Annotated in this window: 19 protein-coding genes and 1 pseudogene; 11 read left to right on the forward strand and 9 right to left on the reverse strand. The window is 69.0% G+C overall.

Translation table 11 applies throughout. The features are described 5' to 3' along the window. Position 1: 1 nt before the first annotated feature. Genes LWP59_RS13850 through LWP59_RS13870 form a run of 5 tightly spaced genes read left to right on the forward strand, consistent with a single transcriptional unit; the run spans position 2 to position 6,024 of the window. Positions 2-829, forward strand: coding sequence for an alpha/beta fold hydrolase (locus tag LWP59_RS13850; protein ID WP_144635216.1), 828 nt, complete (start codon positions 2-4; stop codon positions 827-829). Further along, the gene (locus LWP59_RS13855; protein ID WP_144635213.1) at positions 826-2,475 is read left to right on the forward strand and encodes an AMP-binding protein; all 1,650 of its coding nucleotides are present in this window, start codon (positions 826-828) and stop codon (positions 2,473-2,475) included. Before LWP59_RS13850 ends, LWP59_RS13855 begins: the two co-directional genes overlap by 4 nt. Further along, positions 2,476-3,693 carry an acetyl-CoA C-acetyltransferase gene (locus tag LWP59_RS13860; protein ID WP_144635210.1) on the forward strand — a complete coding sequence of 406 codons (1,218 nt, stop codon included), beginning with the start codon at positions 2,476-2,478 and terminating at the stop codon, positions 3,691-3,693. Next, positions 3,690-4,850, forward strand: a complete 1,161-nt coding sequence (locus LWP59_RS13865) for an acyl-CoA dehydrogenase family protein (protein WP_144635208.1) — start codon at positions 3,690-3,692, stop codon at positions 4,848-4,850. Before LWP59_RS13860 ends, LWP59_RS13865 begins: the two co-directional genes overlap by 4 nt. Positions 4,851-4,857: 7 nt before the next feature. Further along, positions 4,858-6,024: an FAD-dependent monooxygenase gene (locus LWP59_RS13870; protein ID WP_233459045.1), complete on the forward strand. Its 1,167-nt coding sequence runs from the start codon at positions 4,858-4,860 to the stop codon at positions 6,022-6,024. A 284-nt stretch (positions 6,025-6,308) separates the two neighbouring features. On the opposite strand, the gene LWP59_RS13875 is transcribed toward LWP59_RS13870, so the two are convergent. Continuing rightward, on the reverse strand, positions 6,309-6,566 hold the full coding sequence (locus tag LWP59_RS13875; protein WP_144635205.1) for a hypothetical protein: 258 nt from the start codon (positions 6,564-6,566) through the stop codon (positions 6,309-6,311). Between LWP59_RS13875 and LWP59_RS13880 the strand changes: the two are divergent. Both LWP59_RS13880 and LWP59_RS13885 read left to right on the forward strand, forming a co-directional pair. Further along, positions 6,544-6,825: pseudogene (locus LWP59_RS13880) on the forward strand (helix-turn-helix domain-containing protein); the annotation flags it as partial. The gene LWP59_RS13875 and the pseudogene LWP59_RS13880 sit on opposite strands and share 23 nt — an antisense overlap. 44 nt (positions 6,826-6,869) lie before the next feature. Then, positions 6,870-7,190 (forward strand): transposase, encoded by a 321-nt coding sequence (locus LWP59_RS13885; RefSeq protein ID WP_186383102.1) that lies wholly within the window; start codon positions 6,870-6,872, stop codon positions 7,188-7,190. A 337-nt stretch (positions 7,191-7,527) separates the two neighbouring features. Here LWP59_RS13885 and LWP59_RS13890 read toward each other — a convergent pair whose 3' ends face one another. Further along, positions 7,528-8,118, reverse strand: coding sequence for a class F sortase (locus LWP59_RS13890; protein WP_144635196.1), 591 nt, complete (start codon positions 8,116-8,118; stop codon positions 7,528-7,530). A gap of 4 nt (positions 8,119-8,122) precedes the next feature. Next, a complete protein-coding gene (locus LWP59_RS13895; protein ID WP_144635193.1) occupies positions 8,123-8,821 on the reverse strand; it encodes a hypothetical protein in 699 nt (232 codons plus the stop codon). Between the two features lie 883 nt (positions 8,822-9,704). On the opposite strand from LWP59_RS13895, the gene LWP59_RS13900 reads away from it, so the two are divergent. After that, positions 9,705-9,929 carry a phosphatase PAP2 family protein gene (locus tag LWP59_RS13900; RefSeq protein WP_229858053.1) on the forward strand — a complete coding sequence of 75 codons (225 nt, stop codon included), beginning with the start codon at positions 9,705-9,707 and terminating at the stop codon, positions 9,927-9,929. Here LWP59_RS13900 and LWP59_RS13905 read toward each other — a convergent pair. The 6 genes from LWP59_RS13905 to LWP59_RS13930 form a co-directional block, all read right to left on the reverse strand. Continuing rightward, complete coding sequence (locus tag LWP59_RS13905) at positions 9,889-10,971, reverse strand: L,D-transpeptidase (protein ID WP_308431765.1); 1,083 nt, start codon at positions 10,969-10,971, stop codon at positions 9,889-9,891. The genes LWP59_RS13900 and LWP59_RS13905 overlap by 41 nt on opposite strands. Before the next feature lie 196 nt (positions 10,972-11,167). After that, entirely contained in the window at positions 11,168-11,449 is a 282-nt protein-coding gene (locus tag LWP59_RS13910) for a P-II family nitrogen regulator (RefSeq protein ID WP_229858055.1), read from the reverse strand. Between the two features lie 592 nt (positions 11,450-12,041). After that, positions 12,042-12,158, reverse strand: coding sequence for an LGFP repeat-containing protein (locus LWP59_RS13915; RefSeq protein WP_229858068.1), 117 nt, complete (start codon positions 12,156-12,158; stop codon positions 12,042-12,044). 371 nt (positions 12,159-12,529) lie between these two features. Further along, positions 12,530-13,570, reverse strand: a complete 1,041-nt coding sequence (locus tag LWP59_RS13920; protein WP_229858056.1) for an ABC transporter substrate-binding protein — start codon at positions 13,568-13,570, stop codon at positions 12,530-12,532. Positions 13,571-13,605: 35 nt separating this feature from the next. Next, positions 13,606-14,469, reverse strand: coding sequence for an ABC transporter permease (locus LWP59_RS13925; RefSeq protein ID WP_144635184.1), 864 nt, complete (start codon positions 14,467-14,469; stop codon positions 13,606-13,608). Beyond that, positions 14,466-15,320, reverse strand: coding sequence for an ABC transporter ATP-binding protein (locus tag LWP59_RS13930; RefSeq protein WP_144635181.1), 855 nt, complete (start codon positions 15,318-15,320; stop codon positions 14,466-14,468). The genes LWP59_RS13925 and LWP59_RS13930 overlap by 4 nt, the downstream gene beginning before the upstream one ends. Positions 15,321-15,552: 232 nt before the next feature. On the opposite strand from LWP59_RS13930, the gene LWP59_RS13935 reads away from it, so the two are divergent. The 3 genes from LWP59_RS13935 to LWP59_RS40970 all read left to right on the forward strand — a co-directional run bounded on the left by LWP59_RS13935 (position 15,553) and on the right by LWP59_RS40970 (position 18,684). Continuing rightward, complete coding sequence (locus LWP59_RS13935) at positions 15,553-17,166, forward strand: ATP-binding protein (protein ID WP_144635178.1); 1,614 nt, start codon at positions 15,553-15,555, stop codon at positions 17,164-17,166. Continuing rightward, positions 17,163-17,840, forward strand: a complete 678-nt coding sequence (locus tag LWP59_RS13940) for a response regulator (protein WP_144635175.1) — start codon at positions 17,163-17,165, stop codon at positions 17,838-17,840. The genes LWP59_RS13935 and LWP59_RS13940 overlap by 4 nt, the downstream gene beginning before the upstream one ends. A 388-nt stretch (positions 17,841-18,228) precedes the next feature. Continuing rightward, a complete protein-coding gene (locus LWP59_RS40970) occupies positions 18,229-18,684 on the forward strand; it encodes a Gfo/Idh/MocA family oxidoreductase (RefSeq protein WP_144635568.1) in 456 nt (151 codons plus the stop codon). Positions 18,685-18,856 lie beyond the last annotated feature (172 nt).

An 18,856-nucleotide genomic window follows, 5' to 3' on the forward strand; every position in this document is an offset into this window, starting at 1 on the left:
GATGAAGGCGAACTACCTCGACGTGGGTGGTACCCGGTCTTTCGTGCTCGAAGAGGGGCACGGGCAGCCGGTCCTCTGCTTGCACACCGCCGGGCAGAGCGGTGTCCAGTGGCGCGACGTGCAGTCGGAGCTCGCCGCGCTCGGCTATCGCGTCATCGTTCCCGACCTGCCCGGGCACGGCCGCTCCGAGCCGGCACCGGCCGGACCGGTGCGCGACCTGGCCGTCTACGCCGCGTGGTGCGAGGAGCTCATCGACCGCCTGGAGCTCGAGCGTCCGTTCGTGGTGGGCTGCTCCATCGGCGGGGCGATCACGCTGCAGCTCGCCGTGCGACGGGGTGACCGTCTCGCCGGAGCGGTCGCCATGGCGGCGCACGGCGGTACCGACGCCGGAGCCCAGAAGCTCACCGTGCGCGGCCTCGAGCGCGAGCTCGTGGACTCGGCCGCGCCGAGCCGTTCGGACCGCACCTATTTCGGGACGCTCGCGGTGGTCGGCAGCCGGGTGCCCGCGGACCGGGCCGAGCTCATCGCCAGGATGCACCGGCGCGAGGACCCCGAGATCTCCAACAGCGATCTCATCGGCTGGGTCACCCACGATGTCCGGTCGCAGCTGCCGACCGTCGCGTGCCCCGTGCACCTCGTGGTGGGCGCCGACGACCTGTGGCTCGATCCCGCCGACGTGCGGGTCGCCGCCGACCTCGTTCCGGGCGCTCGGTACACGCTGCTGGACGGCATCGGCCACTACCCGATGGAAGAGCTGGGCGACGCGTTCGCGCCGACATTGCACGGGTGGCTCACCGGGCTCGGGGACCGGACGGAGGCTCGCGCGTGAGCGAGTCCGGGACACCCACGCTCGTCGATCTGCTCACCGAGGTCGTCGCCGCCGATCCCGGCGCGGTCGTGGTCATCGACACCCATGGCAGTCCTCGCCGCACCACCCGTGGTGAGTTCTGGCGCCGGACAGTCGCGCTTCGCGACGACCTGCGTGCGCGAGGTGTGGGCCGAGGCGACTGCCTGGGGGTGTGGCTGCCCAACTGGTCGGGCTCCCTGGTGTGGCAGTTCGCCGCGGCCGCACTGGGTGCGCATGTCATCGGGATCAACACCCGCTACGGCGTCGCCGACGTCGCGCACGTCCTGGCCAAGGCACAGCCCAAGGTCGTCGCGGTCGCCCACGAGTTTCTCGGGCTGGACCTGGCCGGGCGCCTGCGGGCGGCGGTCACGGAAGCGGATTGCCTCCCGCCTTCCGTCGCCGTGATCAGCGCGCCCGGCGCCGCTCCCGCGGCGGACGAGGCGCTTCCCGCCTACGACGTCGGCGCCGGAGCGTGGGTGCCGTCGCCGCCGTCGGCCGAGCTGGATCTCGGTGCCCTCAGCGGCGCACCGGACGAGATGGCGGTCGCGTTCACGACTTCCGGTTCGACCGGCAGGCCGAAGCTCGCCGCCCACCGCAGCAGCGCCGTGGCCCGGCATGCCAGGGCCGTGGCCGAGGCCGGCGGCTGGGACGAAACCTCGGTGAGCCTCATCGTCCTGCCGTTGTCCGGGGTTTTCGGGTTCGTCCCGGCGCTCGCGGCGATCGCCGGTGGTGGCGCCGTGCTGCTGGAGCCCAGCTTCGACCCGGCCCTGGTCCTGCGGCACATGGAAGAGTTCGCGGTCTCGCATCTGGCCGGCGCCGACGACATCAGCGGCCGGCTGATGGCAGCCTGGCGTGCGCGCCCGGCCGACCTCAAGGCGTGGCGGCGTCTGCTGATCGGCGACTTCTACGGCAACTCCATGCAGGTATCCGCGTGGGCTGAGTCGGAGACCGGCACGCCCGTGTTCGGTATCTACGGCTCGAGCGAGGTTTTCGCCCTCACGGCCTTCTGGCGCGAGCACGATCCGGCCCCGGCCCGGTGGCGCGGCGGTGGCCGCCCGGTGTCCGCCGGAATCGAGGTTCGTGCCGTCGACCCGTTCAGCGGAGAGCCCGCCACCGGCGACGAGCCCGGCGAACTGCAGTTCCGCGGGTACCACGTGGTCGACACCTATCTCGGCGACGCCGACGGCGCGATCCGCCGGGGCTCGTTCACCGACGACGGCTGGTTCCGCTCCGGCGACCTCGGCACCGTCCGCCCCGACGGGTCGTTCCACTACCTCTGCCGGATGGGCGACTCCCTGCGGCTCAAGGGATTCCTGGTCGAACCCGCCGAGATCGAGAACCGGCTGGCCGAGCACCCTTCGGTCGCCCGGACGAAGGTCGTCGGCCTCACGGTCGACGGTGAGACGAGCGCCATCGCCTTCGTGGAGCCCGTTCCTGGCAGTGCGCCCGACCCGGCCGAGCTGCGCGCCTGGTGCGCCTCGACGCTGGCGAAGTTCAAGGTTCCCCGGACCGTGCACCTGATCTCCGAGATGCCGACGACCGTCGGCACCAACGGCGCGAAGATCCGTGCGGCCGCCCTGCGCGAGCTCGCGGAACAGCTCGCGACCCCACGTCAGGAGGTCGACTGAATGCGAGAAGTGGTCATCTGCGATCCGGTCCGCACACCGGTCGGGGTGGACGGCGGGATGTTCAGCGGCCTCACCGCCGCGGACCTCGCCACCCAGGCACTGCGAGGACTGATGAGCCGCACCGGCCTGGGGGAGGGGGACGTCGACGACGTCGTCCTCGGCTACTGCTATCCGACGAGCGAAGCTCCCGCGATCGGCCGGGTCGCCGCGCTCAACGCCGGGTTGGGTACCGGGGTCGCCGGTATGCAGCTCGACCGGCGCTGCGGTTCCGGGCTGCAGGCTGTCCTGCAGTCGGCGTTGACGGTGGGACAGGGCTGGGCGGACGTCATCGTCGCCGGCGGGGTCGAGGCGATGAGCCAGGCCGAGTACTACGCCCTCGGCCTGCGGACGGGGGTGCGAGGCGAAAAGCTCGAGCTGGTGAACCGCATCGCGCGTGGCCGGACCACCGCCGGCGGAACCCACTTCCCCGTCCCCGGCGGGATGCTCGAGACCGCCGAGAATCTGCGGGCCGAGTACGCCGTCAGCCGGGAGGAACAGGACGAGTTCGCCCTCGCGTCCCAGGAAAAGGCCGTCGCCGCAACGAAAACAGGCGCGTTCACCGACGAGATCGTGCCGGTGACGGTGCCCGCCACCCGGCGTGCGCCCGCGTCGGTCATCTCGCTCGACGAACATCCCCGGCCGGGTTTGACCATGGCGGACCTGGCACGCCTGCGGCCGGTCCGGCTCGCCGAGGACCCGGAATCGACGGTGACCGCCGGCAACGCCTGCGGGCAGAGCGACGGTGCGGCGCTCAGCGTTGTCACGACGGCGGAGAAGGCGGCGGAACTCGGGCTCACGCCCTATCTGCGCATCGTCTCCTCCGCGGTGGCGGGCGTCCCGCCCCGGATCATGGGCATCGGCCCGGTGCCCGCCGTGGCCAAGGCACTCGACCGGGCCGGGCTGACGCTGGCCGACATCGACCTCATCGAGGTCAACGAGGCGTTCGCGGTGCAGGTCATCGCGTGTCTTCGGGAGTGGAAGTGCACGGCCGCCGACCACGAGCGCCTCAACGTGAACGGGTCCGGCATCTCGCTGGGCCATCCCGCGGGCGCGACCGGCGCGCGCATCCTGGCCACACTCGCCCACGAGATGCGCCGCCGCGGCAGCCGCTACGGTCTCGAGACCATGTGCATGGGCGGCGGCCAGGGACTCGCCACGATCTTCGAGCGTGTCGCATGACGCGCCACGACGGCGTCGAGCCGTTTCTGACCGAAGACCGGCTCGCGATCCAGGCCATGGCCCGCGAGTTCGCGATGCGCGAGGTGCTGCCGGTCGCCAACGAGCTCGACCCGGTCCACGGCGAGATCCCGATGAGCCTGCGCGAGAAGATGGCCGAACTGGGGTTCTTCGGCATCCTCATTCCCGAGGAGTACGGCGGTCTCGGGCTGGGGCTGGCCGAGTACGCGATCATCGTCGAGGAACTCGCGCGGGCCTGGATGAGCGTCGCCAGCCTCATCGCCCGCGGACAGCAGTTCACCGCGGGCTTCGACCAGGATCAGCGCGCGCGATACCTGCCGAAGATGGCCCGCGGGGAGTTCCTGAGCGCGTTCGCCCTGTCCGAGGCCGAAGCGGGTTCCGATGTGGCGAACATGAGCTGCCGGGCGGTTCCGGACGGGGACGGCTGGCGCATCAGCGGTCAGAAGATGTGGTGCACCTTCGCCGATGGTTCCGACTACCTCCAGGTGTTCGCGCGCACGGCCCCGGTGGATCCGCGGCACCGTTCCCGCGGCGTGACCTGCTTCCTGATGCCGAAACAGCGGGGCACCCTGCCGGAGGGCGTGCGGGGGACGCCGGTCCGCAAGATCGGCTACCACGGATGGAAGACCTGGGAGCTGTCCTTCGAGGATGCCTACTCCGACATCGTCGTGGGCAAGGAGGGCGAGGGCTTCCGGATCGCCATGGGAGATCTCGAGACCGCGCGGATCCACACCGCGGCCCGGGCTGTCGGGCTCGCCCGCGGCGCCCTGGAAGATTCGATCGCCTACGCGGGCGTACGAGTCCAGTTCGGCCGTCCCATCGGGGCGAACCAGGCGATCCGCTTCAAGATCGCGGACATGGCGGCGCAGATCGAGGCCGCGCGTGCGCTGATGTACCAGGTCTGCACGGAGGTGGACGCGGGACGGTCCGGTAACGTCAAGGCCTCGATGGTCAAGCTCGTGGCCTCCGAGATGGCCGAGCGGGTGACCAGCGAGGGCGTGCAGATCCACGGCGGCGCCGGGTACACCACCGACTTCCCGGTCGAACGCTACTGGCGGGACGCCCGCCTGACCAAGATTTTCGAAGGGACTTCGGAGATCCAGCTTAAGATCATCTCCGACTCGCTGCTGGGTCGATGAGGGAGGTGTGGCTGTGCGGGTGGCCATCGTCGGGGCGGGAATCGGCGGTCTGACGCTTGCGCTGGCACTGCGCCAGCACGGTATCGAGGCCCAAGTCTTCGAACAGGCGCCGGAGCTGCGCGAGGTCGGGGCGGCGGTCGCCCTGTCCGCCAACGGAACCCGGCTGCTGGAACGGCTGGGGCTCCGCGAGGAGCTGGCCGCCCATGCCGCGACTCCGACCGAGCTGATCTACCGGCACTGGCGCGACGGCGGACGCCTGGCCGCGCACCCGGTCGGCAGCTGGTATCGCGAACGCTTCGGGTACCCGTTCTACGGCATTCACCGGGTCGACTTCCAGCGGGTTCTGGGAACCGCATGGGGTTTCGACCAGGTGCGTACGGCGTGCCGGGTGCGCGGGGTGGTGGAGCGGCCCGAGGGCGTCCGGCTGGAGCTTCCCGACGGACCGAGCGATCCGGCGGACGTCGTGGTCGGCGCGGACGGAGCGCACTCGACCGTGCGGCAGTGGCTCACCGGGGCCGCGGACGCGGTCTATTCCGGCACCAGCGGGTTTCGCGGGCTGGTCCCCACCGCCCGGCTGGGCATGCTGCCCGATCCGCAGGCGATCCAGTTCTGGGTCGGCCCTGGCGGGCATCTGCTGCACTATCCGATCGGTTCGGGTGAGGTGATCAATTTCCTGGCCGTGGTCGAGGGGCCGGCGCACTGGACCGCGCCGAACTGGGTGCTGCCGACTGCTCCCGCCGAAAACCTGGCTGCCTTCGCCGAGTGGCATCCGGCAGTGCGGACGATGATCGCCGAGGGAGCGCAGCCACAGCGCTGGGCGCTGTTCAGTCATCCGCCGCTCAACCACTGGAGCCGCGGCCGGGTCGTCCTGCTCGGCGATGCCGCACACGCGATGCTGCCACACCACGGCCAGGGCGCGAACCAGACCATCGAAGACGCGGTCACGCTCGCCGATTGTCTCGCCGAAGCACGGCCCGGCGAACTCGAAGCGGCACTGCGGCGGTACGAGGCGCTCCGCCGGACCCGGACCCGGCAGGTCGCCCGGAGCTCGTGGGTGACCTCCGGCCTCCTGCATCTGCCGGACGGACCGGCCGCGCGGCAGCGCGACCGGGACCTGGCCGACCTGCCCGCGAACTTCGGCTGGATCCACGACTTCGACGCCCAGCGGGCGTAGCCGCGAATACCGCAGACGCACTCCGTCCGGGCCGCGGCCGACCAGGTCCGCGCCGGGCAGGGCAACCCCTCTACTTGCGGAGATTCAGGGCGCCCCGCGTCCACAACTGCTTATGAGCACACCTGCTTTCAGCGGACTCGGTCTGCCCAAGACCCTTGCCGGCGCGCCGGCCGGGACGTCCTCGGCCGCCGCGGACATCGCGCTGAATGGACTCGCAAGCCGCGCTGAAGTTGACCCGGCCTCCTGCCGCCGGTGCCGCGGCATCGAAACCTTTCAAGTGGTGGTCAGCTCGTCGACGAGGCGGAGAGGAGCCGGTGGATGTCGTCATGGGTCGTACTGTGGAGGGTTTCCGCGACGATGTCGTCCCGCCGAATGTGCTCGTCGACGCGCCGCCCGGGATCGTCGGGGCGAACGTGACGGCCGCGATCACCGCGATCAGTGCCTTGGCGTGTGTGGTCACCGATGCGTTGGTCGGCGAAGGGCATGCGGTCGTCGATGCCGGGAAGCGACGATACAGTGATGATCGTGCCGACCGGATCCAACGAGCTCGGGGAGTTCCTCAGGGCTCATCGTGCCCGCGTCGGCCCGGCGGAGGCCGGTTTGAAGGGCGGAGGCGACCGCAGGGTCGCCGGCCTGCGTCGCGAAGAGGTGGCCGTGCTCGCGGGCGTGAGCATCGACTATTACGCGCGGCTGGAACAAGGGCGGGAACGTAGCCCATCCGCTCAGGTGCTGATCGCGATCGGGCAGGCGCTTCGGCTCGGCCCCGACGCGTGCGGTCACGTCTTCCGGCTCGCCGGGCCTGATGAACCGTCACGGGTTGGGGGCCGCTTCCTTTCATGAGGATGATGGTCACCATGCCCAAGCGTTACCCGCCCGAGGTTCGCGAGAAGGCCGTCCGTCTGGCCCTGGACCGCCTCGATGACTACGGGTCCGCCTACTCGGCCGCGCACGCGGTCGGCCCGACGGTCGACGTGCACCCCGAAACACTGCGTGTGTGGATCGTCAAGGCCCTCCAGCGGGACGCCCCGCCCGTGGCGGCGGCCGGTGGTGAGCTGGCCGTGACCGAGCGCGCCGAGCTGGACCGGTTGCGCAAGGAGAACCGAGAACTCGAGCAGGCCAATGACATCCTGAAGCTCGCGTCGGCTTTTTTCGCGTCAATGTCATGATCGTGGCGTCCGGTGGGATTCGCTCGTTTTTTCGCTGCCCCAGGTGAGTGTGGCTTGTCCCGATGTGCGGTCCTGCCGGGGAGGGGGAGGGATGGAGACCCCGACCTCGAACGTCAGGTAACGGGCAGGCTTCCAGCAGTCCCGGCGGGCTGTTCAAGATTCATTAGGTAACGGGGGTGGGCTGTGCATCTCGGCGAGGTCTTCCAGAGTGATACCCAGCGCCTGCGCATCCCGCCGAGCGATGGCGCCCTCGGTTGTCAGTTCCTCGGCAGTGGAGCAACCCCCCGGAGTGCGGATCGGACGCGGTCTGCACTCCGGGGGCTTGCTTGCTGAGGTGTCAGGTGAGGTTGGCGTAGACGACGATGTTGTCTTTGTAGCTGTGTTCAGCGTGGTCGAAGACGCCGCCGCAGGTGATGAGGCGGAGTTGGGGTTGGTCGGTGTTGCCGTAGACCGCGTCGGTGGGGAATTGGTCTTTCGGGACCTGCGTGGTGTGGTCGACGACGAACCTCAGGTTCTTGCCATCGCTGCGGGTCACGAAGATCTCGTCGCCCACGGCGAGATCTTTGAGCTTGTAGAAGATGCCGGGCTGGTGGTTGCCGTCGACGTGGCCGAGGATGATCGCCGGTCCGACGTCGCCGGGCACCGGAGAGAGCCGGTACCAGGCGGCCTGCATCGGCTGCTTGACCGACGGCACGGCGATCTGACCGGTGTGGTCGACGGCGACGGCGAGCAGCGACGAGTCGGCTTGGATCTTGGGGATCCGCACCTCGGTCGGCCGCAGCTTGTCATACGGCTTGGTCACCGACACCGAGGTCGGCGCCGGGGGTGCGGCGGCTGGGCCGCCGCTGCTCGCGCAGCCGGTCAGTGCGAGGGTGAGCAGCAGGGCGGCCGCGACGCCGCGACCACCCTGCCGGAAGGGGTTCCGCATTCGCTCAGCCCTGCGCGGTGCCGCCGAAGCCGGTCTCCACGCCCGACTTGGGCGCGAAGGCGACCTGTGCCTTGCCGCCGTTGCCGGCCTGCCATGCCGCGGCGTCACCCGAGCCGGGGACGGGCGTAACGGTCGTGCCGCCGCCGGAGGCGCCGCCGCCCTGCGGGGCGTCGCTACCGCACGTCCAGTCGAGGCGGACCTGGCCGCTGGCGAAGGTGATGCCGTCGTGCAGCTGCACCAGGTAGTCCCAGTAGCGGCCGTCCTGCTCCTCCTGATATGGGCCATCGACGATGTCGAAGTCCGGGGAGCTCACGTTACTCGGCTGGCCCTCCGCGCAGGCGATGATCAGACCGCCATAGCCGTTGCCGAGGTCGATCCCGTAGGCGGTGTCGTCCTGGAAGGGCGGTTCCTCCGGCGTCGAGGAGGTGCTCGACTCGCTGGTCGTGGTCGGCTTGCTGGAGTCGGTGGTGCGCGTCGAGGTCGACGTGGTGCTGCTCGCCCCGGTGGTGCTGCTCGCCGAACTCGTCGGCTCGGTCGGCGCTGAGGCGCCGCTCGAGGTCGATTCCGGCGCCGTGGTGACGACCTCGCTCGTGCTCGTGTCGGAGGTCGGGGTGGCCGGAGACGAGGTCTCATCGGCGAACGCCGCGGGGGCCGCGAAGGTGATCAGGGCGCCGGCCGCCAGTACGGCAGCAAGACGACCCACAGACTTATGCAAAGTGTGCTCCAGAAAATCGCTCGGCGCGCGGCGCCCTCACGGCCGCGACGCAGAAAGTCCCCATCGTCACTCTTTCGAGTGAGAGTGTGATCATGCCCTACAGGCATCACGACAACGACAGGAATTGGTGCGACAAGGAACACGCCCGAAATTCGTAACGTCGGAGAGTCGCAAGACGATGGGGGAAACCCGAGCCCCGTTGGGACGATGGTAACAGAAAGGCCAAGAGGTCACGTCAGATCGCACGTACCGGAAAATTACCGACCTGTCGATATAGGTGTCGGTCTGGCCGTCCAGGCTGAGAAGTGACAGAAACGGGGCCGTTGACGCTGAATCAGCTGAGATGAGTAGGCAGCCGGCCTATCGCGAAGGAGGGCACCGCCTCAGTCACTGAACACCCCACTGCCGCGGCGGCTCTGGCCTGCCCTCACACCGTGCGAGAGTCGCCGCTTGAGACGAGTGGCGGTCATCCCCCCGGACCGCCACTCGTCCGCTTGAACGTCGCCATGTACCTCACGTGTGTCCGATCGGCGATCACGCCGATACACCCATTTGAACCGGACGCCCGCACCTGTCGGTTGAGCGCGTCCGAAACCACCAGCCAACGAGGTCGGGTCACCGGCAGGTGATGGGGTGTTCGGTGTCGTGGCGGAACCACCGCGCGGGTCCGCCCCGACCATGGTCTCTCCGCCACAGCGCTGGCCGTCGGGATGGCGGTGCCGCCCACCTTCCCGGTCATCGCGGGCAACACCGTGGTCGCGGCGGTGGCCGGGTGTGTGCGGCTGCTGGCGGGGCGGCGCCACGGACCGCCGCCACGCCACGATGTGCGCCGGGTTCGCGGTCGCCCTGTTCCTGCTGCACCGCCGGTGGGGTGGCGCTGCTGATGGCGGCGTCGCGGGTGTTCGCGGGTGCGCATTATCCGCACGACGTCATCGTCGGCCTTCTCGTCGGCGGCCTGGTGGGGGCGCTCGGTCTGGTGGTGCGGACGCCACTGGTCAAGGTGGTCCAGCGCGAGGGCCCTGGTAGCGGGCGCCGGCGTGATCCGCTGAGCCACCTCAGTGCAGCGCGCTGCCCGCCTGCCAGTCCGCCCAACTGAGCTCCCAGTCGCCGTAGGCGTCCCAGACCGGCAGCGGCGGCCCGGGTGTGTTGGTGACTTCGACGACGTCGCCGAGACCGAACTGAGCGAAGAACGCCTGCGCATTCTGTGGGCTCAGATTGATGCATCCGTGGGAGACGTTCGAGCTGCCCTGCTCGCCCACCATGTTGGGGTTCTCGTGCACGAACTCCCCGTCGTTGGAGATCCGTTCGGCCCAGTATTCGGTCGAACGGTAGGCGCCGGGCGCGGGCGGGCAGACGCCGTAGGTGCAGGAGTCCATCACGACCTGCTGTTGCTTATCGGTGATCACGTGCGGGCCGGCGTGTGTCGGGGTGGCGTCCTTGCCGATGCTGATCGGCATCGTGGCGGTCACGACACCGTTGTGCACGATCTGCATCTGCTCGCTGTTCCCGTCGGCCTTGGCCACCCACGAGTCATGGATCTGGTAGGTGGCCGACCGGTCGGTCTGGCCGTACACCCCACCGCCGAGATCGACGCCGTAGAGGTTGGCCTCGAGCGTGATGGTGGTGCCCGCCCGCCAGTAGACCGGCGGCCGGTAGTGCAGCGTCTTGGCGTCGATCCAATACCACCCGCCCGGCTGGGGCGGGTTGGTCCTCACGGTGAGCGCCTTTTCGACCGCGGCCCGGTCCGTGATGTTGTGGTCGAAGGACACTCCGATGATCTGTCCGACGCCGAACGTCACTCCGGCGGCCGGAGGCGCCGGAGTCAACGCCGGATACGCCTGCGCAGCCGGGGTCACCGTTTTCACCGTGCCCTTCTGCTCGGTCGGTTTGCCATCGACGCCCACGGCGTCGGCCACCACGGTGTAGGTGGACCCGTAACCCAGTTCCTCGGCCGATGTCCAGCTCGAACCATCGGCGGACAACGTGCCCGTGACCGTGTTGCCCTTCACCGCGTTGGTCACCGTGACGCTGGTCAGCCTGCCGTCGGTCACCGCCACCACGATCGGCGTCCGCGGATTGAAGTCGGTACTACCGCCACCCGCGATGCTCACCTGGGCCGCAGGCGCGACAGACGCCACCGAACCGCCGACGACTGGCACGGTCGGCGACCCGTTCCCGTTCGACGTGCAGGCGCTGAGCGCCAGCGCCGCGCACGCGAGGGCAGCAGCGTACCGAACGCGCCTGCCGGTCATGGTCGAGCGAGCGAGCACAGCGATCCCTTTCGAAGTCGGCACGAACGGGGAGACGCCGCACGCGCCCCGGACGTTGCCTCCTTCACCCGAACAGATGGCTCCCCGAGGTCACATCGCGCCGGCCCCAGTATCCACCTGTGCGGATGCACAGCAGGAACTCGACCGGTGTACCCCAGATCCAGCCCTTGCCAGCCGTCGTCGCGGCGCCGGCCACCTGCCGGATGATGTGCACGAGATCCTGCACCTCGTCGTCGGCGGCCGGCACGTCGGCCCGCACGCTGGGCTGCAGGTTGGTCGCCACCCGCTGCCCGCGGTAGATCTCCACGCGCGGGCGGTCTCCGGTCAGGGTGAATACCTCGCGCACCGTCAGACCGCGTACGCCGAAGGTGGTCAGTACGTCCTTTGTGTCCTGCAAAGTGACCGGGCCGGAACACGGCCGAGATCAGTTTCACCGTCGGTCCCCCGAGCCGCCCACACCGGTCACGGCACGGATGCGCTCCAGAGCGTTCCTCCGCCACGCCGCTGGTGGCTGGCGCCGCCGACGAAGGGCTGGCCGCGGTAACGGATTCGGCCGGGTACGCCTCTTCGTCGTGCACTCCAAGGCCAACGTCGTACCCCGGACTGGTGTCAACGCCGCCGGCAGCTTCTATACCGCCTGGGGGCGTGGCTCGGCACGCCGCCGAACTCCGAGGAGGGCACCGACGCCGACGCCGGACCTGACGGCCGCGATCTCAGCCGGACGCCGCCGACCGTGGCAGATCGGGCGGCGAGCGGTCATCGGTCGTTGCTCCACGCGACCGGGCAGGACGGGTTGGGTCGGTCGGGTTGCCTTTATCTTGTACCGGTGCCCATCCGTGCACGGCACGATCGGGCACCGGTAGGCAGGGTTCTGGTATCCAGCTCCGAGGCGCCCGTAGCCATGGCCACCGACCGCCCTGGATGAGCGGCCGCTGCGATCACTTGTAGCCAACGGTGATGGCGTCGTCGGCCGCGGTCCAGACGATCCTTCCGTGCATGCAGTCGTTGCTCCGTCCACCGGGAACGCTGTGTTCGTCTGTGGTCGGGTAGCCCAGTGCGGAGCGTTCCTATCTCATGGAGGACCGCTTGGCGCGGATGCCGCCGTGTTCGGGGTCCAGTAGATCGAGGCGCCGCCCGGTGCCGGCGAAATGGTTGTAGTGGCCAACGCCTCCGGAGTACCCCGACTCATCCGTCGTCGGACAGCCCTGCAGTTACGAGCCACCGATGCCGATTGGTCTACGGGTGAGGGGCTGGAGGTGTCCGGGCCGTTGCCAGTGCTGCTGCTCGCGATGGCCGGGCGGAGGCGGGCCGTCGACGGCCTGACCGGAGATGGGGTCGAGACCCTGCACGAGAGACCATGGGGCGGCGCCTCGGCCGTCGTTCGCCGGCCTCCACCGGGTGAACGGGGTGGAGACCGGCTCACGCGTTACTTGGCCGCTTGGACGAACTTGTCGGTGTAGGTCTTGGACACGTCGATCGACTTGCCCTTGACGTCGGGGTTGAACGCCTGCAGCACGGCGAGGTCGGTCGGCGGCCCGCTGGGGGGCATGATGCCGGTCGGGTTGTAGATGCCCTTCTCGCTGTCGAACGCCTTGGCGTAGGCGTCCTTACCGGAGCCGGCGTAGTAGTCGGCAGGCATCTGGTCGGCGACCTGGGCGCCGGTGTGGGTCTGGATCCATTTCAGCGTCGCCACGTACGCGTTGACCAGTTTCTGGACCACGTCGGGGTGGCTGTCCACGTAGCTGGTCATCATGTACAGCGAGGTCGCAGGGTACTCGCCACCGAGCTGCTGCGTGGTGGCCGCCGCGGTGCGCATGTCGAGCAGGACGTAGGCCGAGCCGGTCGCCAGCAGGGTGGACACAGTGGGCTCGGTGGTCATCGCGCAGTCGACGTTCCCGTGCTGCAGCGCGCCGATCAGGGTGTTACCGGATTGCACGCCGACCCGGTGGATCTTCGCCGGGTCGACGCCGTTCTTCTGCGCCAGGTACTGGGTGAGGAAGTCGGTGGAGGAGCCGAGGTCGGTGACACCGAGGTTCTTGCCGGCCCAGTCCGCCGGGGAGTGGATCCGGTCCTTCACCTCGTCGCGGCACAGCTCCACCTCACCTGGGGTGGTGAGCATCGACACCACCGACTCCATCGACTGACCGAGGCCCTGCATCGCGATGGTGTGGTCGTAGAAGCCGCCGACCCCTTGCACCGCGCCCGCCACCATGTTCGTGGTCGCGTCGACGCCGGCGCCTTCGTCCTGCAGGGTCACATTGAGGCCCTGCTGCTGGTAGTACCCGAGCCGCTGGGCGAGCATGAACGGCAGGTAGATCTGCTTGTTCAGCCCACCGACCATGATGCTCACCGGGGTCCCGGTGCCACCGCTGGAACTGGTGCCGGAGTTCTGGCTCGCCGTCGACGCACAACCGGCCAGGCCCAGCGCCGAGGCCGCGAGCACGGCCAACCACTTCTTCTTCAACACGGTGATCTCCTTTGATCGTCCGACAACGAGGGTGGTTACAGGTCAGGGCCGGACAGTTGTGCGGGCCGCCAGCGCAGCAGCCGGCGTTCCAGCCGGGTGATGAGCCATTCCGCGATCAGCGCGACGATCCCCATGATCACCATCGCCGCCCAGACGCCGTTGGCGTCGAAGGTGCCCTGCGCGTTCTTGATGAGCACGCCGAGTCCGGCGTAGCCGCCGAGGAACTCGCCGACGATGGCGCCGATGAGCGCGAAGCCGAAGCTGACGTGCAGGCTCGCGATGATCCAGGTGAACGCGGACGGCAGCACGACCTGGCGGGTGACCTGCCAGCGCGAGGCGCCGAGGATGCTGGCGTTGGCGATGAAGTTGCGGTCGACCTCGCGGGTGCCCTGGAAGGCGTTGAAGAACACGCCGAAGAAGACCAGCACGATCACCAGCAGGATCTTCGACTCCAGACCGAGCCCGAACGCGAGCACGAACACCGAACCGAGCACGATGCGCGGGATCGCGTTCAACACCTTGATGAACGGTCCGAACACGTCGGACAGGAACCGGATCCTGCCGAGTGCGATCCCAGACACGATGCCCAGCGCAGTGCCGATGGCAAAGCCGATCAGAGCTTCCTGCAGGGTGGTCCAGATCTGACTGCCGAGTGAGCCGATGGCCGTGCCCTGTGTGATCCACGTCTGCAGCCGCGACAGGATGCCCGAGGGCAGCCCATAGAGGATGGTGGAGCGTTGGTTGCCCTGGACGAACAGTTGCCAGCCACCGATCACCACGATCAGGACCGCGGCCTGGGTCAGGTGCACGAGGAGCTTTCGCCGGCGCCGCCGTGACCGAGGACCGGCATCGGTCTCCGCTGTGACCGGGGAACTGACGCTCGGGTCGACAGTGGTCATGAGCTCTCCTTTGCCGAGAGCTGGGTGGTCTGGGCGTAAGCGAGGTCGACCTCTGCGCGAAGCGCTTCCCAGATCTGGTGGTAGATGTCGACGAAGCGGGGCTCGAAGCGAATTTCCTGGACCACCCGTGGACGGGGCAGGTCGATCGCGAACCGGGCCTTCACCGTGGCCGCGGGACCGGCGGTGAGCACCACGACGGTGTCGGCGAGCGCGATCGCCTCTTCCAGGTCGTGCGTCACGAACACGACTGCGGGCCGCGTGAGGTCCCACAGCGCCAGCAACTCGGTCGACATCTTGGCCCGGGTCTGCACGTCGAGTGCGCTGAACGGCTCGTCCATCAGGATGACCCGGGGTTCGGTGATGAGGTTCTGCGCGAGTGCGACCCGTTTGCGCATCCCGCCGGACAGCTGGTGCGGGTACCGGTCTTCGAAGCCGTTGAGGCCGACCCGGCGGATCCAGTCACGTGCGTCGTCCAGCGCTTGGCGCTTCGGCGTGCCGCGGAACCGCGGGCCGGCGGATACGTTGTCCAGCACGGTTTTCCACGGCAGGATCGCGTCTGTCTGAAACATGAACCCGACCCCCGGCGTGATCCCGGAGACACGTCGGCCGTGGACCTCGACCGAGCCGGTGGAGGGGCGCTCGAGCCCCGACACCAGGGTCAGGGTGGTGGACTTGCCACACCCGGTCGGTCCGACCACGGCACAGAACTCGCCGGGTGCCACCTCGAGGTCGAGGTCACGCAGGGCCGTGTAGGGCGTCGCCTTGTCGGTGGTGAACCGTTTCGTCACCCCGCGCAGTTCGATCGCCGGTGGCTCGTCCCGGTCCGCCGTGCCGGGCGTCGTTGCGTGCACGGTGCCGTCCCTTCGTTGGGTGGTCTGTGTGATGCACGACGCTAAGAGCGGCGGTAGGGCGGGAAAACGTTGTGTGCGATACCGGTCGTGAGGTGCGTTTCGCGGGTTCTGCTCATAAAGCTCGCCACGATGGGGACGATCCGGCCTTTTCGCCCGCGCTTGCTTGGCATCGGTGGATCCGCGTGGTGTCATGCGGAAACGCCCCTATGACCAGTGGCAGAGTGGAGCAGTCATGTGGCGGTCACGCCCGCTGGCGTCCCAGATCCTGCTCGCCGTGCTGGGTATCCTGCTCGCCTCCGTGTCCGCCGGCGCCCTGCTCTACGGCAAGCTCACGGGCCAGACCCTCGACACGCAGTACGGCCAGCGCGCGCTCGGCATCGCCACCACCGTCGCCCAGATGCCGATGATCCGCGAGGCGCTCCTGCGCGACGACCCGGACCACAGCATCCAGGCCATGGCCGAACAGGTGCGGCGCTCCACCGATGCCGCCTACGTCGTGGTCACCGATCGGTCAGGCCTGCGGTACTCCCATCCGAACTCCCTCCTGATCGGACAGCGCATCGAAGAACCGGTCGCGGCGCTCGACGGGCGCGGTCACCTGGGCATCGACAACGGGAGCCTGGGACGTTCCGCCAACGGTCGTGCCCCACTGTTCGGGTCGGACGGGACCGTCGTCGGGCAGGTTTCGGTGGGCATCCTCGAGGAACAGGTGTCGAGCGAGCTGGCGAACGAGATCCTGTGGGTGATCTTGTATTCCGCGGCGGCGCTAGCACTCGGCGTCGGCGCGTCGTGGCTGCTCGCGCACCGCATCAAGAAGGCCACCTTCGGGCTCGAGGTGTCCGAGATCGTTTCCCTGCTGCAAGAGCGAGAAGCCATGCTGCACGGTATCCGAGAGGGAGTGCTGGGTGTGGACACCGACGGCCGGGTCGAGGTGATCAACGACGAGGCCCGCCGACTGCTCGGGATCTCGACCACCGCGCGCGGCCGGCAGCTCGGCGAGCTCCTGCCGCCCGGGCGCCTGCACGACCTGCTGGGCGGCCCGGGCGACTGCCGGGATGAGGTCGTCCTTACCGACGAGTTCCTGTTGGTGGTGAACCGAATGCCGGTGATCCTTTCCGGACGCGACGTCGGCTCCGTGATCACCTTGCGCGACCGCACCGAGATGGAAGGGCTCGTGCGCGAGCTGCACGCGGTGACCGGGCTGACCACCGCGTTGCGGGCGCAGGAGCACGAGTTCAACAACCGGCTGCATGTGCTGTCCGGGCTACTCGGCCTCGGCGAACCGGACGAAGCCGCGCGCTATCTCGCGGAGATCTCCCACGACTCCACCGCGCAGGCCGGCGACCTGCGTGCCCGGATCTCCCCGCCGGAGCTCGCCGCCTTGCTGCTGGCGAAAGTGACGATCGCGGCCGAACGGGGCGTACGGCTCACCGTAAGTCCCGACTCCCACCTCGATCTTCCCCCGGTCGCGACCAGCTCACTGCTCAGCGTGCTGGGCAACCTGATCGACAACGCGGTGGAGGCGGTCTCCGGGGGCCCGGAGCCGCGGGTGGTCGGCGTGCAGCTCTCCGACGCGGGCACCGAGTTGCGCATGGTGGTCACCGACACCGGGCCGGGCATCCCGGACGAGGCGCTACGCCAGATCTTCGTGGACGGCTACTCCACGAAGTCCGCCCGCGGCGGGATGCGGCGCGGCCTCGGGCTCGCGCTGGTGCACCGTCTGGTGCACCAGGCGGGTGGGTCGATCAAGGTCGCCCCCGGGCCGGGTGCGTGCTTCGACGTGCGGATCCCCACCGCCGGGCCATCGGCGCCGGCGGAGCGGAGCGAGCTGGAGCAGGTGCGATGATCAGGACTTTGATCGTGGACGACGACTACCGGGTCGCCGCCATCCACGCGGCGAGCATCGACCGCATCCCCGGTTTCAGCTGCATCGGCCAGGCGCACACCGCCGCCGAGGCGCGGCAGGCCGTCGCCGACCTCGGACCGGACCTCCTCCTGCTGGATGTCTACCTGCCCGACGACGACGGTCTCTCCATTCTGCGCGGGCTGAACTCCCACGACGCGGCGCCGCCGGACTGCATCGTGATCACCGCGGCGCGGGACCTGAGCACGGTCCGCTCGGCCATGCATCTGGGCGCGGTGTACTACCTGGTCAAACCGTTCGGACTGGCACAGCTGCGCAGCCAGCTGGAGGCGTACCGGCAGTGGCGCCAGCACGCGAGCGGTGCGGGCGAGGCCGACCAGGCCACTGTGGACACCCTCTACAACATGCTTCGCGGCCCCGCCCCGGCAGCACGAGCCGACGCCCTGTCCCCGACCATGCAGAAGGTCCTCGACACCATTCGCGCATCGCCCATTCCCTTGGCGGCCAGCGCTTTGGCCACGCAACTGGGTATCAGCCGCCCCACCGCACAGCGCTACCTGACTGAACTACACCGCCGTGGCGCGCTTCAGCTCCACCTCGAATACGGCAACGCCGGACGGCCCGTCCACCGCTACGGCCCAGCCGCCACCGTCTGACGCAGGGCCGCACGACCTGAACCCTGTCCGCAGGTCCTCGGCCCGACGAGAGCTGACGTCTACAGCCGTGTAGAAGGCCGGGTTGTGCTCGTGTCGGCGCAACGGTGCCGGGCACAACGGGACGGCTTCCGAACTGCCGCGACGACTACGTGCCCGTCGCCTGGAGGTCGAGCGCCACGACTACCTCGACCTGCTGACAGGGCGCCTGGGACAGCGGTTGTGTGGCATTACCGCCGCGAGCTCGAGATCGCGCTGCGCAGCTGGGACTGACTGCTCACGGCTGCTGCTCGGGCGCGCTGATCACCGCAACCGAGGCGCTGCGAGAACTTCGCACAGTGTTGCGTGAGCACGCCAAGTCCGCGGTGTTCGACGGCGGTTTCCGGGCCAGCTGCGCGGAACTCAACCGCACGGCCGTGCCCGGCGAGGCCGAGCTTGTGACCTACAGAATCCAACTGCAGGTGGTCGATGTCGACGAGGGCCGCGCGGTCGGGCTGGCCGGGCTGCTTCCAACGCACGACCGTACTCCAGCCTGGCGGCCCTCCGGGCCGAGCGCGTCGATGCGATCGACTTGCGCCTGCCGCATCACGCACACCCGGGCGGCGTGCTGGATGCGTTGCGCTATGAATCGCCGATCCTAGCGGAAAAGCCGCTTGCTCTCGACGTGGCCGAAGATAGCCGAATGATCGAAGCGGCCGCAGAACGGGGAGTGCCCCTGCCGAAGTCTTCGGCGGATGGGCGTTCGCACGGTCTGACTGCGACGAGCGAAGTTCTTCTCAGCGGCGGCCTCCGACCATTGACACCAACTTCACGGAATCATCCGTCTAGATGCCGCCCGTCTGGCTGACAGCCGCGTTGCGCTTCGGGCCCGTCGCGGTCGCGGCTTTCCCGCTCCCCACCACCTGCATTCGGGCCGCGCGGCTACCAGTTCCTCACGGAGATCAGCATGATCATCGGTTTTCTGCACCGCGTGACCGGTCAACTCCTGCTCATCCGCCGCAGGACCGAAGAAGCCGTAC

Origin of the sequence: Amycolatopsis acidiphila (genome assembly GCF_021391495.1) — a bacterium.
Classification (GTDB): Bacteria; Actinomycetota; Actinomycetes; order Mycobacteriales; family Pseudonocardiaceae; genus Amycolatopsis_E; species Amycolatopsis_E acidiphila.

Excerpts from the sequence above, each read along its gene's own strand:
- LWP59_RS13850 (WP_144635216.1), top strand. The coding sequence starts at position 2 with ATGAAGGCGAACTACCTCGACGTGGGTGGTACCCGGTCTTTCGTGCTC.
- LWP59_RS13860 (WP_144635210.1), top strand. The coding sequence starts at position 2,476 with ATGCGAGAAGTGGTCATCTGCGATCCGGTCCGCACACCGGTCGGGGTG.
- LWP59_RS13865 (WP_144635208.1), top strand. The coding sequence starts at position 3,690 with ATGACGCGCCACGACGGCGTCGAGCCGTTTCTGACCGAAGACCGGCTC.
- LWP59_RS13885 (WP_186383102.1), top strand. The coding sequence starts at position 6,870 with ATGGTCACCATGCCCAAGCGTTACCCGCCCGAGGTTCGCGAGAAGGCC.
- LWP59_RS13890 (WP_144635196.1), bottom strand. The coding sequence starts at position 8,118 with ATGCGGAACCCCTTCCGGCAGGGTGGTCGCGGCGTCGCGGCCGCCCTG.
- LWP59_RS13925 (WP_144635184.1), bottom strand. The coding sequence starts at position 14,469 with ATGACCACTGTCGACCCGAGCGTCAGTTCCCCGGTCACAGCGGAGACC.
- LWP59_RS13935 (WP_144635178.1), top strand. The coding sequence starts at position 15,553 with ATGTGGCGGTCACGCCCGCTGGCGTCCCAGATCCTGCTCGCCGTGCTG.
- LWP59_RS13940 (WP_144635175.1), top strand. The coding sequence starts at position 17,163 with ATGATCAGGACTTTGATCGTGGACGACGACTACCGGGTCGCCGCCATC.